Origin of the sequence: Microbacterium sp. SY138 (assembly GCF_039729145.1) — a bacterium.
GTDB lineage: Bacteria > Actinomycetota > Actinomycetes > Actinomycetales > Microbacteriaceae > Microbacterium > Microbacterium maritypicum_A.
Map to the genome: position 1 here is coordinate 3,631,878 of NZ_CP155793.1, position 13,649 is coordinate 3,645,526.

Consider the following 13,649-nt stretch of genomic DNA (forward strand, 5'->3'; position numbering starts at 1 on the left):
GCGGAAAGGAATACGTCGTGGTCGTCAGTGTTCGAGATGTCGCTCTCGCCGCATCCGTGTCTGTCGGGACCGTCTCGAACGTCCTGAACCATCCGGACAAGGTCTCTCCCGCCACGGTGGAACGTGTCACGGCCGCCATCGAGAAGCTCGGGTTCGTGCGCAACGATGCGGCCCGGCAGCTCCGGGCCGGCCAGAGCCGCTCGATCGGCCTCGTGGTGCTCGATGTGCGCAACCCGTTCTTCACCGACATCGCCCGCGGCGCGGAGGAACGCGCCGCCGAGGCCCGGATGACGGTGACCCTCGGCAACAGCGACGAGAAGGTCGAACGCGAACGCGCCTACATCGACCTGTTCGAGGAGCAGCGCATCGCCGGGCTGCTCATCTCCCCCCTCGCCGACGACCTCCCGCGTCTCCGCCGTCTCCGCGACCGCGGGACGACCGTGGTGCTCGTCGACCGTGAGGTCGCCGATGAGAGCTTCTCGTCGGTCTCGGTCGACGACGTGGGCGGCGGCTACCTCGCCGTGCAGCACCTCGCTGCCCAGGGGCGGCGCCGCATCGCTTTCGTCGGCGGGCCGATGGGCATCCGCCAGGTGGTCGACCGTCTCGAGGGTGCCAGCAAGGCGGCGAACGAGGCGGAGGTCTCCCTCGAGGTCATCCTGACCGACTCGCTGAGCGTGCTCGCCGGCCGCGCCGCCGGAGAGACCCTCAGCGCGCGGGCCCCGGAGGACCGGCCCGACGCCATCTTCGCCGCGAACGACCTGCTCGCCATGGGGGTCCTGCAGGCGCTCATGATGCGGGGCAGCATCCGGGTGCCGGACGAGATCGCGCTCATCGGCTACGACGACATCGACTTCGCCGCCGCGGCCGTCGTCCCGCTCTCGTCGATCCGTCAGCCCGCGGAACTCATCGGATACACGGCCGTCGATCTGATGCTGCGAGAGGCCGGCGGGCGGTCCGAGCGCGAGCGGGTGGTGTTCCAGCCGGAGCTCGTCGTGCGGGATTCGACGGCCCGCCCGGTCTGACCGACGCCGACCAGCCGCACGTCAGCGGCGGAGGGCCTTGCGCGCCTTCTTCGACGCCTTCTCGGCGGCCTTCTTGCGCCGCTTCCGCGCCCGGGGGTCGTTCCACAACCGCACCAGCTGGTGCCGGACCGACTCGCCCTTGTTGATCTGCACCGTCGCCGCGCGACTGCCGAAGATGTAGGCGACGAAGGCGACGCCGACGATGAGGAGGATCTTGTTGCGCATGATGCCTGCTTTCTCAGGAGAGACGGCGCTGGTCGTGCGCGAGCCGGGCCCGGAGGCTCGTGTGGATCGAGACGAACGTCGCGGTGTCGCGTCCGGTGAGGACAGCGAGGTTGGCGAGCAGACGGTCGACATGGTCGACGAGCTCCCGCGGGTCGGTGTTCTGACGCGGCGTCACGGAGACGTGCAGCACCGGGCTGCGACGCACATCGTTGGCCGTCACCTGCGCCGAGAGGACCTCGTCGCGCGTCGTGAGGGAGTTCTTCACCGCGTCCGAGACGAACGACTCGTTGACCGTCACACGCCCCAGCGGGTTCTGCGCTCCCGTCGAGCGGAGCACGGTCTTCGAACGCCGTCCGGCGATGCTCGTGAGCGCGAGGATCAGCAGCACGATCACGACCACGATCGCGACGACCGCGCCGATGCCGATCCACGACAGTGCTCCTCCCGCGATGGCGGTCGCGGCGATCGCCTGGTCCAGCCAGGACCGCGCATCCCTGCCGCCTGCTGTCCAGATGTCGGACAGCGTCGGCCAGCTCATGATGGCGATGCCGAGGGCGCCGAGCGCGAGGAACAGCAGCCCGATGATCAGGAGCAGGGTGCGATTCAGCGCACGGTTGGTGTTGTTCACAGCTCGTCTTCCTTCTCGGTGGGGCGCTCGATGCGCACCCGCGTGCGAACCCTGTCGGTCAGCCGATACGACTGCAGCTCCGCCTCGGCGGCTGCCCGCACGTCGGATGCGTCGAGAGGCACGCCGATTCCCGGGCGCACGGTCACGTCGACGGTGCGGTGTCCGACACCGACGGTGATGCTGTCGCGGGTGAGACCCGTCTCCTCCGCGAGGTGCTGAGCCAACGCGCTGGCGATCACGCCGTTGTCGACGACCACCGCGCGTCCGCCGGCATCCAGCACGTGCTTGGACAGTCGCCCCGGCGTGATGGCCAGTACCACGAAGGTCAGCCCGATGAGGGCGAGCACCACACTGCCGGCGATCACGAGCCCGGCGGGCTGTGCGGTGGGCAACCCGATGAGCCAGCCTCCCGCCGCGGCGGGACCGACCAGGAGTGCGGGCTGCGCGGCGAGGCTCAGCACGATCTCGAGCCCGATGTACGCGAGGGCGAGGATGAGCAGGATGACCGCGACGAACATCGCGACGGTGCGCGGCGAGTGCGTCTCGCGTCGGATGACACGGCGCAGGACCGGGGTGCTCATTGCACTCGTCTCCTTTCCGGGATGGTGGCACCGGTGACGGTGAGATTGATGCGGATGACGGTGCGTCCGAGGATCGTGCTCAGGCTCTGCTGCAGCTGCTCCTGCAGATCCCGCGCACGTTCGAGGACGGGCACGGTCTGCGCGATCGCGGCCGTGTCGTCCAGGCGGGGAACGGGAAGAGGCGTGGCGATCCGCACGCTGATCCCCCGCGGGTGCTCGGCGACATCGACCTTCACGTCGCTGCGAGGCACCCCGATCAACGTCGCAGACGCCTTCTCGGTGACGGTGCGGTAGACGCGATCCTTCACCTCGACGCGTCCGCGGACGGCGGCCCCGCCGGCGGCGGCTCCCGAGGGAGCGCCGCCGGCGATGTGCTGGTCGGCGCGCATCAGGAGGTGCGCCGCCCGGTGAAGACGTCCGCGAGACCGCGGACGTCGAGCTTGCCGGACGCGATCCGACCCACGAGCGCGCCGATGCCCGCGAAGACGGCCATGAGGAGGAATCCCCAGAAGCCGAACAGCAGAGCCGCGAGAGCGAGGAGAGCGCCGATCAGGGCGCCGACCGTTGTGGCACTCATGAGACTCGCGACTCTTCGCTCTCGTCGCTGTCGTCGCCGGGCACGTGCACGTCGTTGACCTCGACGTTGACCTCGACGACCTCGAGGCCGACCAGGCGGCTGATCGCGCCCGCGACAGCGGCACGGACGTTGTTCGCGACGTCCTGGATCGGCGCCGGGTACTCGACCACGATGGTCAGGTCGGCGGCGGCCTGCGTGTCGCCCACCTCGACCTTGACGCCCTGGGCGAGGTCGGTGGCGTTGATCACGTCGCGGATCGCACCGAAGGCACGTGCGCCGCCGCCGCCGAGCGCGTAGACGCCGGCGACCTCACGTGCGGCGATGCCGGCGACCTTGGCGACCACGCCGTCGGCGATGGTGGTCTTGCCCGCGGCATTGGCGTCCGTGGGGACGCGCGATGCGGAGAATCCGCTCGACCGGTCGACGCGCGATGCGCCGGTGGCGGCCTTCGGTGCGGCCTGGGCGAGCTCCTTCTCTGCCGGAGCGGGGGTGGTCTGGTCCTGGTTTGCCATGAGGTGTCCCATCTCGATCTGAAGACCGGTCGCGGGTCCCGTATGAGACTCCCGCCGGGAGCGAAACGCTCGCTCGGAGATAGGACGTGCGGAAGGGCCGAAACGTCACAAAGAAGTGCGGATCCCGCGCAGCGGCCTGCGGAAAGGGACGTTCAGGAGGACGGAGTTCCGTACATCTCGCCCACCGGGACCGGCACCGGGAGCACGTTGCCCGGCTGCGCGAGCGGGCAGGCCCACGCCGGGTCGTACGCGCACGAAGGGTTGTAGGCGAAGTTGAAGTCGAGCACGATCGTGCCGCCGTCCGCATCCGACCCCAGGTCGGCACCCTTGATCGTGTCGATCAGGTAGCGCCCGCCGCCGTAGGTTCCGCCGGGACGACCGGCGAGCGCGTCGCGCAGCGGGATGAAGAGACCGCCGCCGTAGGACTTCAGCCGCCAGACGTCGAGCGACCCGGCGTCGGGGATCTCGACCCGACCGACGCGCTCGAACGGAACGATGCCGTCGGTGCCGGTCGCGAACTCGAAGCCTCCCTCATCGGCGGCGAGGACAGGCAGTTCGAATCGCCACTGCGGATCGTACGAGGCGATCGGGAGTCCTTCGAACAGCGCCCGATCCTCCGACAGCAGCGGGGTGGCGGGATGGCGGAGCATCAGATCGTCCCGCTCGATCCGCCAGAGCTCGTGCGCTTCTTCCGGGGAGTCGGCGATCCGAACGGCGTCGTACAGGGCGAAGACCCGACGCCGCCAGTCGACGACGTCGATGGCGGTGCGTGCGGCTGTGATCGTCATGGCCCCAGGCTACGCGGCCGAGCCGGCGATCATCGCGACGTAACCCTCTCGATAGGTGGGGTAGTCGAGGCGGCCGAGCATGGACCGCAGGAGGGTGCCGTCATAGACGAACCCGCCCGGTTCCGCCGAGGCGATATCCGGCGGCACCTCGACCCCCAGCTCGCGTGCGATGAACGTGACGACGTCGCCGAGCGGAGCAGGGCTCTCGTCCACGGCGTGCAGGAGTCGTGGCGGCTCCGGCATCCGCAGCAGCATCTCGAGCGTGCGGACGAGGTCGGTCTCGTGGATGCGGTTTGTACGTCGCGCATGTTCCACCGCCACTCCCGCGCGCACCGTGCGCAGAAGGTACTCGCGTCCGGGTCCGTAGATTCCCGCCGGCCGCACGATCGTCGCGTCGAAGATCTCGACCGCTGCCCGCTCCCCGTCGAGAAGCCCTCGCGAGCGCATGCTCGTAGGCCCGGGCTGATCCCGCTCGGTGATCGGCCGCGCCGACCCCGAACCGTCGAAGACCCCGGTCGACGACACGAACACCGTGCGCGCGGGGATCGCCGGCAGGGCGGCGGCGAGATGCGTCAGCGCGGTGCGATAGGCGGCGGGGGTGTCACCGGGTGGGAGCGTGACGAGCATGCGGTCGACCACGGGAAGCCGCGCGGCGAGCGGCGCCGCCAGGTCGGCGCGGATCCCGATCGCACCCGCAGGAGGAGGACTGTCGCTTCGACGCAGCGCGTACACCTCGCCGTTTTCGAGGAACTGTGGCGCCAGGCGCGCGGCGATCTTGCCGGAGCCGACGAGGAGGGTGCGGGAGGAGGGCGCAGCGGAGCCGTGCATGCGTCTCGATCAGCCCGCGGCGAGCGCCGGCAGCGCGACGCCGTGCAGCGCGTCGACGACGGGGGCGAGTTCCGGCTGCGCCGCGGCGTCTTCGAGCACCTGCTCGAGGGCGGCGTCGTGGATGGGTCGAGCCCGCTCGTAGAGCTCACGCCCTGCGGGGGTGAGCTCGGTGTAGATGCCCCGACGATCGTCGGCGCAGAGGATCCGGGTGAGGAGTCCGCGGTCTTCCAGGCGGTTGACCAGGCGTGTCGTGGCGCTGGGACTCAGGGCCGCGGCTCGGGCGAGCTGCTGCATGCGCATATGCCATCCGTCTTGACGGTCGAGCGCATCCAGCACCGTGTACTCGACCACCGAGAGCGAGGCGGCGTCGGCCAGGCTGCGCTCGAGGGCCGTCTCGATCAGGCCGTGCAGGGCGGCGAGCGTCCGCCACCCCTGCGCGCGCACCTCGACCGCGTCGTCACCGATACCCATGGCCATCCTCCGAGATAGTTGCTTGCGCTGGATACTTGCGTGTGCAATCATTGTCCTTCGATGCGCAATATGCCGCGTCTGCAAGTATCCCCACCAATGTACCAGGAGAATCGTCATGCCTCTAGGACTGATCGCCCTCGCCATCGGGGCGTTCGGCATCGGACTCACCGAGTTCGTCATCATGGGCCTGCTGCCCGAGGTCGCCCAGGACTTCGGCGTCACCGAGTCCGCCGCCGGCTGGCTCATCTCCGGCTACGCGCTGGCCGTCGTGGTCGGTGCGCTCGTACTCACCGCCGCGGCGACCCGTCTGCCCAAGAAGCCCGTGCTGCTCGGCCTCATCGTGCTGTTCATCATCGGGAACGTTCTCACCGCACTCGCCGACGACTACGGCATCGCCATGCTCGGCCGCATCATCGCCGCCCTCTGCCACGGCGCGTTCTTCGGCATCGGCTCCGTCGTCGCGGCCGGCCTCGTCGCCCCCGAGAAGAAGGCGGGCGCCATCGCCATCATGTTCACCGGCCTCACCGCCGCGAACGTCTTCGGCGTGCCGTTCGGCACCTTCCTCGGCCAGGAGCTGGGCTGGCGCTCGACGTTCTGGGCGATCTCCGGCATCGGCGTGCTGGCCTTCGTCGGCATCGCGCTGCTGGTCCCCCGTCTCCCGCGGCCGACCGCACACGTCAGCCTGCGCAGCGAACTGTCCGCCTTCCGCTCCGGTCAGGTGTGGTTCTCGCTCGTCGTCACGATCCTCGCGTTCGGCGGGATGTTCGGAGCCTTCACCTACATCGCCTACACGCTCACCGAGGTGAGCGGCTTCGCGACCTCGACCGTGCCGTGGCTGCTCGTGCTCTTCGGCGCCGGCCTCGTGCTCGGCAACTGGCTGGGCGGACGACTCGCCGACCGTGCGATCGACCGCACCCTGGTCATCTTCATCGCCGCCCTCGTGATGGTGCTCGCCCTGTTCTCGGTCGCCGCGCAGTCGGGCATCGCCACGATCATCGCCCTGTTCCTGATGGGCGGGTTCGGGTTCGGCACGGTCCCCGGGCTGCAGAGCCGCGTCATGCAGTACGCCGGCGGAGCGCCCACCCTCGCCTCCGGCGCCAACATCGGCGCCTTCAACATCGGCAACGCGCTCGGTGCGTGGGCGGGCGGAATGGGCATCTCGGCAGGGCTCGGCTACACCTCGCCGATCTGGATGGGGGCGATCCTCACCGGCATCGCGCTCGTCGTGATGGTCGTGGCGGCGGCCCGTGCCCGCAGCGCTCTGTCTCGTGATGCACTGTCTCGCGATCCACTGTCTCGCGATTCACTGTCTCGCGATGCGGTGTCGTCGGGCACGGGTCCGACCGCCGTCGCCTCGGTCCCGGCCGGCTGACCCGACACTCGGTCACCCGTCGGACGGATTCACGGATGCAGGACGATTCGACACTCTTCTTGTCGACCTCCGTGTGTTCTCCCGACATGTGCACCCGGCGACGATCGCCGCACGCAGAAGCGCCGCACCCTCCGACGAGGATGCGGCGCTTCGTTCCCGCTGCGGAGGCTACTCCGCGGCGGCGATCTTCTTGGCGTCGTCCGTGTTGAGCACGCGGAACAGGATCGCGGCGATCACGGCGCCGACGACCGGGGCGACGATGTACAGCCACAGCGAGCTCCACGCGAAGTGACCGCTGACCGAGAGGCCGAGCGCGACGGCCGGGTTGAAGCCGCCGCCCGAGATCGATCCGACCGTGGCCGCACCGACGAAGACGGTCGCACCGATCGCGAGACCGTAGAAGGAGTTGCCCGCGGTGTCCTTCGAGGTGGCGGTGTTGAGCACGACCCACACCAGGATCAGCGTGAAGAGGGCCTCGACGAGGAACGCCGGCCCGACCTCGATGACCATGGCCTTGTCCCCGGCGGGCCACACGGCGAGCGCGACGAGCGCGGCCACGGCACCACCGACGAACTGGGCGATGAGGTAGGCGATGAAGTCGACGACGCTGAGGCCGCCGCGCAGGAACACACCGACCGAGACGGCCGGGTTCAGGTGTGCACCCGAGATGTGACCCGTCGAGTACACGAGCACCATCAGGGTGAAGCCGATCGCGAGCGGGGTCAGCGGGCTGCCGCTGTTGACCGCCGCGATGATCGCGAGGACGAAGAGGAAGGTGGCGATCGCTTCTGCGAGCGCCTTGCGTGCCGTACCAGTCATGAGAGAGCCCTTTGTCTTGGGGATTCGTGGGAGAGGAGGCTCGTTTGGCCGCTCACTCCGGTCGACGCACCCCTCTTGCGGCACTGACGCTATCGCTGCGCCGACCGGAATATCGGGAGCCGCGCGGGCTTTCTGTGAATTCGCTGAACTACGCGCGAGCGGCGATCGCGGCGCTGTCCACGCCTCGGGGCAGCGCACCGAACAGGCCGGAACCGCCGTCGATGCGGGCGGCGATGAACCCGTCGGCGACCACGGCGGGCGCCGCGCGCAGCAGCTGTGCCGCCGACAGGGTCAGCGCGAGGGCCTCGACGAGCCTGCGCGCCGAGGCGTCCGGCATCGGATCCGCCGCCGCCTCTGCCACCAGACGCCTCGTGCGGTCCAGATGGGCGTCGAACCGGGAGTCCACACCCCGCACCGCCGACACCTCGGCGTCGAAGGCCTCGAGCGATTCGGGTTCTCGGGCGAGCGCCCGCAGCACGTCGAGCGCGATCACGTTGCCCGAGCCCTCCCAGATCGCCATCACCGGCTGCTCGCGGTACCGCATCTCGAGGGGCCAGTCCGTCGTGATGCCGTTGCCCCCGAGGCACTCCAGCGCCTCGGCGGCGTGGCCGGGCGCGCGCTTGCACACCCAGTACTTCATGACTGCCGTCGCCAGCCGGCGGAACGCCCGATCCTGTGCCGAGGCGTCATCGTCGTACGCACGGGCGAGCCGCATCGCGACCGCCGTCCCCGCCTCGACCTCGAGCTGCAGGTCGGCGATCACGGCCGTCATCGCGGGCTGATCGATGAGGGTGCGCCCGAACGCCGATCGATGCCGCACATGCCATGCGGCCTCGGCGACCCCCTGGCGCATGCCGGCCAGCGAGCCGAGCATCGAGTCGAGCCGCGTGCGGGTGACCATGTCGATGATGGTGCGCACGCCGCGCCCCTCCTCCCCCACGAGGGTCGCCTCGGCCTGCTCGTACTCCACCTCGCTCGAGGCGTTCGACCGGTTGCCCAGCTTGTCCTTGAGCCTCTGGAAACGGAGCCGATTGCGCGTGCCGTCGTCGAGCAGCCGCGGCAGCAGGAAGCATGACAGCCCACCCGGCGCCTGCGCGAGCACCAGGAAGGCGTCCGACATCGGTGCGGAGCAGAACCACTTGTGGCCGGTCAGCGCATAGCGCCCGTCGCCCTGCGGCACGGCGGACGTGGTGTTCGCCCGCACATCGGACCCGCCCTGCTTCTCGGTCATGGCCATGCCGAACAGGGCGCCGGGCTTTCCGAGGCGCAGTCCGGGCTCGTACGAACGCGACAGCAGCCGGGGCATCCACTCCTCCGCGAGGCGCGGATGCGAGGCGATCACGGGAACGGCCGAATGCGTCATCGACACCGGACAGGCATGACCGGGCTCGACCTGCGCGTAGAGCATGAACGTGGCGGCGCGAGCGGCGCCGGCCCCCGGACGGGGGTCCGCGAATGCGGCGGTGTGCGCCCCGTCGGCGACGGCTGCGCCGATGACCCGGTGATAGGCGGGGTCGTACTCGACCTCGTCGATGCGCTCGCCCCAGCGGTCGTGCGTGCGCAGCACGGGCTCGTTCCGGTTCGCCCGCCGGGCGTCGTCTTGGAAGCCCGCCGACCCGACGCGACGACCGATGCCCCGCAACGCCTCGTCCGCCCACTCCGCGCCGTGCAGCCGCACCGCCTCGGTCAGCGCGATGTTCGCCCCGTACTCGTCGATATCGACGCGCGGCGGGGCCTGATTGAAGACGCTGTGTGTGCTCACGATGCCCCGATGGAATCACGGATACCGATCTCGGGGCAATGGCGGGGGCGAGCGATGTCAACCCCATGGCCGCTCTTCGCCCTTCCCCGTACCGTTCGAGGATGACCACGGAGACCGCGCCCGCCGCCGAGACCTCGACCCGGCTGCGGAGGGCGATCACCGGCCCCCTCCTGTTCGCGTTCATCCTCGGGGACGTGCTGGGCGCAGGCATCTACGCCCTGATGGGGGTGCTCTCCGAGAAGGTGGGCGGGATGCTGTGGGCGCCCCTGCTCCTGGCGCTGCTGCTCGCCATGCTCACCGCGGGTTCCTATGCGGAACTCGTCACGAAGTATCCGCGCGCCGGAGGAGCCGCCGTCTTCGCGGAGCGGGCATTCCACAGTCCGCTGGTGTCGTTCCTGGTGGGATTCAGCATGCTCGCCGCAGGAGTCACGAGTGCGGCCGGCCTCGCCATCGCGTTCGCGGGCGACTACCTGGGCACGTTCCTCGATCTGCCGACGATCCCGGTCGCGATCGCCTTCCTCGCCCTGGTCGGCCTCCTGAACGCCCGCGGCATCCGCGAGTCCATGGGCGCGAACCTCGTGATGACCGCGATCGAGCTGAGCGGCCTGGTCATCGTGATCGCCGTGGTCGCGGTCTTCGTGGGCGGCGGAGGCGGCGACGTCTCCCGTGTCGCGGAGGCGCCGGAAGGGACGAGCGTCGCCGTCGCAGTGCTGTCCGGTGCCGTCATCGCCTACTACTCGTTCGTCGGGTTCGAGACGTCTGCGAACATGATCGAAGAGGTGAAGGATCCGCGCCGGACGTACCCTCGTGCCCTCTTCGGCGCCCTGTTCACGGCCGGAGCGGTCTACGTGCTCGTCGGTCTGGCGAGCTCGATCGCCCTCCCACCTGCAGAACTGCAGGAGTCGAGCGGTCCCCTGCTCGCCGTGGTCGAGGCCACCGGCGTCAGCATCCCCTCCTGGCTGTTCAGCCTCATCGCGCTCGTCGCGGTCGCCAACGGCGCACTGCTGACGATGATCATGGTCAGCCGTCTCACCTACGGCATGGCCGAGCAGGGCCTGCTGCCCGCCGCCCTCGGCCGCGTGCTCCCGAAGCGGAAGACCCCCTGGGTCGCGATCCTCACCACCACCCTCGTGGCGATGGGGCTGACGCTCGTCGGCGATCTGGCGACGCTCGCCGAGACGGTGGTCCTGCTCCTCCTCGTCGTCTTCCTCAGCGTCAACGTGTCCGTGCTGGTACTGCGTCGCGACCGCGTCGACAACGATCACTTCCGCGTGTGGACCTTCGTCCCCGTGCTCGGCGTCGGCTCCTGCATCCTGCTCCTCACCCAGCAGCGACCGGCCGTCTGGCTGTTCGGCGCGATACTGCTCGCCGTCGGAGGCGCGCTGTACGTGCTGGCGCGCTGGGGCAGGAAGCATTCGGAGAAGAAGAACGCCCGCCCCGACGGCGAGCCCATCCACGACCAGAAGGAGAACCATGAGCACGCCTGAGCACACGTCCGCCGACGAGATGACGAGCGCGGAGAAGCGGCACGATCAGCTGACGTCCGCACCGGACGCCACCGAGGCCGACGCCGCACCCCGCGTCGAGGTCAGTGAGCACGACGGCAACACCCGCATCGACATCGCGCCGGGGGCACCGGTGCGTCCGGGGCCCGGTCCCGGGATGCCCGAGGCCGATTCCGAGGCCGATTCCGAGGACTGACGCGCGGCCCGGCTCTAGAGCCAGCCCTTGCGCTTGAAGGCCGCGTAGAGCCCGAAGCCCAGCGCGATCATCATCCCGACCGCCATCGGGTAACCGAGAAGCCAGTGCAGCTCGGGCATGTGATCGAAGTTCATGCCGTAGATCGTGCCGACGAGCGTCGGGGCGAACAGGATCGCCGCCCATCCCGAGATCTTCTTGACCTCGTCGTTCTGACGGATGCTGAGCTCCGTCATCCGCCGCATCTCCTCGTTCTGGCGACGCGCGACGATCGTCGACTCGACGGTGAGCGCGTTGTCGAGGACGGTGCGGAACGTCGTGGCGCGGTCACTGACGCGCAGGGTGTGATCCAGCACGTCGCGGAGATACCGCTGCAGCTCTTCGGTCACCTGGTACTTGTCCGACCCGCGCAGCAGGGCCTCCAGCATGCCCGACAGCGGCTGCGTGGCCCGCTGGAAGTCGATGACCTCCCGCCCCAGGTCGTAGATGCGCTGGGTGGCGTCGGTGTTCTCCTCGAACAGCTGGCTCTCGATCTCGTCGATGTCGTTCTCGAGCCCGGCGAGGACGGGCGTGTACTCGTCGACGACCTCATCGAGGATCGCGTACATCACGGCCTCGGGACCACGGGCGAGGAGGGCGGGGTCGGCCTCCAGCCGTCGGCGGACGCGCGCGAGGTCCGGTGACTCCGCATGCCTGATCGTCACGACGAAGTCGGGGCCGACGAGCACGTGCACCTCGCCGAACTCGACCTCCTCGACGTCGTCGAGATAACGCGCCGGCCGCAGCACCATGAACAGCACCTCGCCGTAGCGTTCGAGCTTGGCGCGCTGGTGACCGGAGAGCGCGTCCTCCACGACGAGCGCATGGATGCCGAACTCGTCCGCGACCGCGCGGATCTCCTCCTCGCTCGGCCGATAGAGGCCGATCCACCCCATGCCGCCGCGCTCCCGCATGCGCTCGAAGGTCTCGCTGAGGGTCACCGGATTCTCGGTGCGGACGCCATCCACGTAGATCGCATTGTCGATGATCGCCATCGTCGCCCCTTCGCGTTCCTGTCGGTCAGAGCGGGATCACTCCGCAGCGGGCGGTGCCACGCAGGGGATCGCGGTATCGGCGATCGCCTGGTGGTACTGCTCGGCCGTGAACGGAAGGCCGAACTCGGGCGCGGTCTGCCCCGCGGCAGCCGGGGCCTTCGAGGCGATGGCGGCGAGTTCCCACGAGAGCTGCTGGGCGAACTGCGCCCCGGCCGTCGAGTCGTTGAGCACGACGGCCACGGTGAACCCGGTGGCAGGGTCGGAGTACGCCGCCGTGGCGTATCCGGGCGTCCAGCCGTGCTGACCGATCATCGATCCCACGAGGTAGGCACCGCCCGTGGCCTGGAACCAGGACTCGGCTCCGTCGGCAGCCGGGAGCGGCTCGCCGAAGCGGTCCGGCTTCTCCTTGGTGCGCAGCGCCTGCTTCGCCTCCGCCTGTGCGTAGCGCCCCAGGTCGGTGATGGTCGACACGACACCGGAGTCGGTGAAGCCCGAGCTGGACGACAGCTTCGTGATGTCGACGGGGGCGGCGCAGTCGAACCCGCCTTCGACGGCGTTGAGGAAATGACCGTTCAGTACCGCTCCGGTTCCCGGCGGCGCAGGGGTCGGGCCCGGAAGTGAGGTGTCCGGGAGCCCGAGGGGCTCGGTGACGTATTCGGCGATCAGCTCGGAGGCGGTCATCCCCGAGGCGCGTTCGAGGGCCAGCCCCAGCAGGAGGTAGCCGGCATCCGAGTCGCGGAAGGTGGTGTGCGGGGCGACGCGGTCACGCGCCAGGCCGAAACCGGCCAGCTCCAGAGGAGACCAGACCCGGTCGGGGGTGTTCAGCCACGCCGACTTGACGGTTCCCTCGGAGGATCCCGCCCCACTGGTGCCGTTGCAGAGGTCGAGGAGGGTGATGCCCTCGTCTCGCATGTCGGCGACACCCGAGACGTAGTCCGCGACGTTCGCATCGAGTTCGACCACATCGCGGTCGGCGAGGGCATAGAGCACGTCGCAGGTCATCAGACGGGTCACATCGGCGATGCGGAAAGACATGTCGGTCGACACCTCAGCTCCGCCCTCGCGGTCCTGCGTGCCGATGCCGGCCACCCAGCTCCCGCTCCACGGCGCCCAGACACCGACGATCGCGCCCGTCGCACCCGACGCGACGAGGGCGTTGTCGACGGCGGCCTGCATCGCGGCGACCGTGTCATCGGGGAGCGCCCCGTCGACCTGAGCGGGGGGCGTGTACGAGAAGGACTCCTCGGAAGAGCATCCGGTGAGAACGAGAGCGAGCACAGCCGCCGTGGCCGTTGCGGCGCGCCACCGGCGCGACGAGAGAAGCTGCATGGA

17 protein-coding genes are annotated in these 13,649 nt (G+C 69.6%); 4 read left to right on the forward strand and 13 right to left on the reverse strand.

The features are described 5' to 3' along the window. Positions 1–17: 17 nt before the first annotated feature. Entirely contained in the window at positions 18–1,022 is a 1,005-nt protein-coding gene (locus tag ABDC25_RS17520) for a LacI family DNA-binding transcriptional regulator (protein WP_029259386.1), read from the forward strand. A 21-nt stretch (positions 1,023–1,043) separates the two neighbouring features. On the opposite strand, the gene ABDC25_RS17525 is transcribed toward ABDC25_RS17520, so the two are convergent. From ABDC25_RS17525 to ABDC25_RS17565, 9 genes are all read right to left on the reverse strand, one after another. Then, the gene (locus ABDC25_RS17525; protein ID WP_021201636.1) at positions 1,044–1,247 is read right to left on the reverse strand and encodes a hypothetical protein; all 204 of its coding nucleotides are present in this window, start codon (positions 1,245–1,247) and stop codon (positions 1,044–1,046) included. 13 nt (positions 1,248–1,260) lie between these two features. Further along, entirely contained in the window at positions 1,261–1,875 is a 615-nt protein-coding gene (locus ABDC25_RS17530; protein WP_029259388.1) for a hypothetical protein, read from the reverse strand. Then, on the reverse strand, positions 1,872–2,456 hold the full coding sequence (locus ABDC25_RS17535) for a DUF6286 domain-containing protein (RefSeq protein ID WP_021201634.1): 585 nt from the start codon (positions 2,454–2,456) through the stop codon (positions 1,872–1,874). The genes ABDC25_RS17530 and ABDC25_RS17535 overlap by 4 nt, the downstream gene beginning before the upstream one ends. Further along, complete coding sequence (locus ABDC25_RS17540) at positions 2,453–2,845, reverse strand: hypothetical protein (RefSeq protein ID WP_347123886.1); 393 nt, start codon at positions 2,843–2,845, stop codon at positions 2,453–2,455. Before ABDC25_RS17540 ends, ABDC25_RS17535 begins: the two co-directional genes overlap by 4 nt. After that, positions 2,845–3,033 carry a DUF2273 domain-containing protein gene (locus ABDC25_RS17545; RefSeq protein ID WP_017829702.1) on the reverse strand — a complete coding sequence of 63 codons (189 nt, stop codon included), beginning with the start codon at positions 3,031–3,033 and terminating at the stop codon, positions 2,845–2,847. The genes ABDC25_RS17540 and ABDC25_RS17545 overlap by 1 nt, the downstream gene beginning before the upstream one ends. Beyond that, on the reverse strand, positions 3,030–3,545 hold the full coding sequence (locus ABDC25_RS17550; protein ID WP_029264815.1) for an Asp23/Gls24 family envelope stress response protein: 516 nt from the start codon (positions 3,543–3,545) through the stop codon (positions 3,030–3,032). Before ABDC25_RS17550 ends, ABDC25_RS17545 begins: the two co-directional genes overlap by 4 nt. A gap of 152 nt (positions 3,546–3,697) precedes the next feature. After that, positions 3,698–4,333, reverse strand: coding sequence for a DUF1684 domain-containing protein (locus ABDC25_RS17555; protein WP_021201631.1), 636 nt, complete (start codon positions 4,331–4,333; stop codon positions 3,698–3,700). Positions 4,334–4,342: 9 nt separating this feature from the next. Beyond that, the gene (locus ABDC25_RS17560) at positions 4,343–5,161 is read right to left on the reverse strand and encodes a sugar nucleotide-binding protein (RefSeq protein WP_021201630.1); all 819 of its coding nucleotides are present in this window, start codon (positions 5,159–5,161) and stop codon (positions 4,343–4,345) included. A gap of 9 nt (positions 5,162–5,170) precedes the next feature. Next, positions 5,171–5,632, reverse strand: a complete 462-nt coding sequence (locus tag ABDC25_RS17565; RefSeq protein ID WP_021201629.1) for a MarR family transcriptional regulator — start codon at positions 5,630–5,632, stop codon at positions 5,171–5,173. Between the two features lie 115 nt (positions 5,633–5,747). Here ABDC25_RS17565 and ABDC25_RS17570 point away from each other — a divergent pair, with 115 nt between their 5' ends. Then, positions 5,748–7,004, forward strand: coding sequence for an MFS transporter (locus ABDC25_RS17570; RefSeq protein WP_347123890.1), 1,257 nt, complete (start codon positions 5,748–5,750; stop codon positions 7,002–7,004). Positions 7,005–7,172: 168 nt separating this feature from the next. Here the strand turns inward: ABDC25_RS17570 and ABDC25_RS17575 are convergent, their stop codons facing one another. Then, positions 7,173–7,823 carry an aquaporin gene (locus ABDC25_RS17575; protein ID WP_021201627.1) on the reverse strand — a complete coding sequence of 217 codons (651 nt, stop codon included), beginning with the start codon at positions 7,821–7,823 and terminating at the stop codon, positions 7,173–7,175. A gap of 148 nt (positions 7,824–7,971) precedes the next feature. Beyond that, positions 7,972–9,585, reverse strand: a complete 1,614-nt coding sequence (locus ABDC25_RS17580) for an acyl-CoA dehydrogenase family protein (protein WP_347123892.1) — start codon at positions 9,583–9,585, stop codon at positions 7,972–7,974. Positions 9,586–9,686: 101 nt separating this feature from the next. On the opposite strand from ABDC25_RS17580, the gene ABDC25_RS17585 reads away from it, so the two are divergent. Then, positions 9,687–11,072, forward strand: coding sequence for an APC family permease (locus ABDC25_RS17585; protein WP_347123894.1), 1,386 nt, complete (start codon positions 9,687–9,689; stop codon positions 11,070–11,072). Continuing rightward, positions 11,059–11,286: a hypothetical protein gene (locus ABDC25_RS17590; protein WP_021201624.1), complete on the forward strand. Its 228-nt coding sequence runs from the start codon at positions 11,059–11,061 to the stop codon at positions 11,284–11,286. The genes ABDC25_RS17585 and ABDC25_RS17590 overlap by 14 nt, the downstream gene beginning before the upstream one ends. 14 nt (positions 11,287–11,300) lie before the next feature. On the opposite strand, the gene corA is transcribed toward ABDC25_RS17590, so the two are convergent. Beyond that, positions 11,301–12,317 (reverse strand): magnesium/cobalt transporter CorA, encoded by a 1,017-nt coding sequence (gene corA / locus ABDC25_RS17595; RefSeq protein WP_021201623.1) that lies wholly within the window; start codon positions 12,315–12,317, stop codon positions 11,301–11,303. 36 nt (positions 12,318–12,353) lie between these two features. Then, the gene (locus tag ABDC25_RS17600; protein ID WP_347123897.1) at positions 12,354–13,646 is read right to left on the reverse strand and encodes a serine hydrolase domain-containing protein; all 1,293 of its coding nucleotides are present in this window, start codon (positions 13,644–13,646) and stop codon (positions 12,354–12,356) included. Between the last annotated feature and the right edge of the window lie 3 nt (positions 13,647–13,649).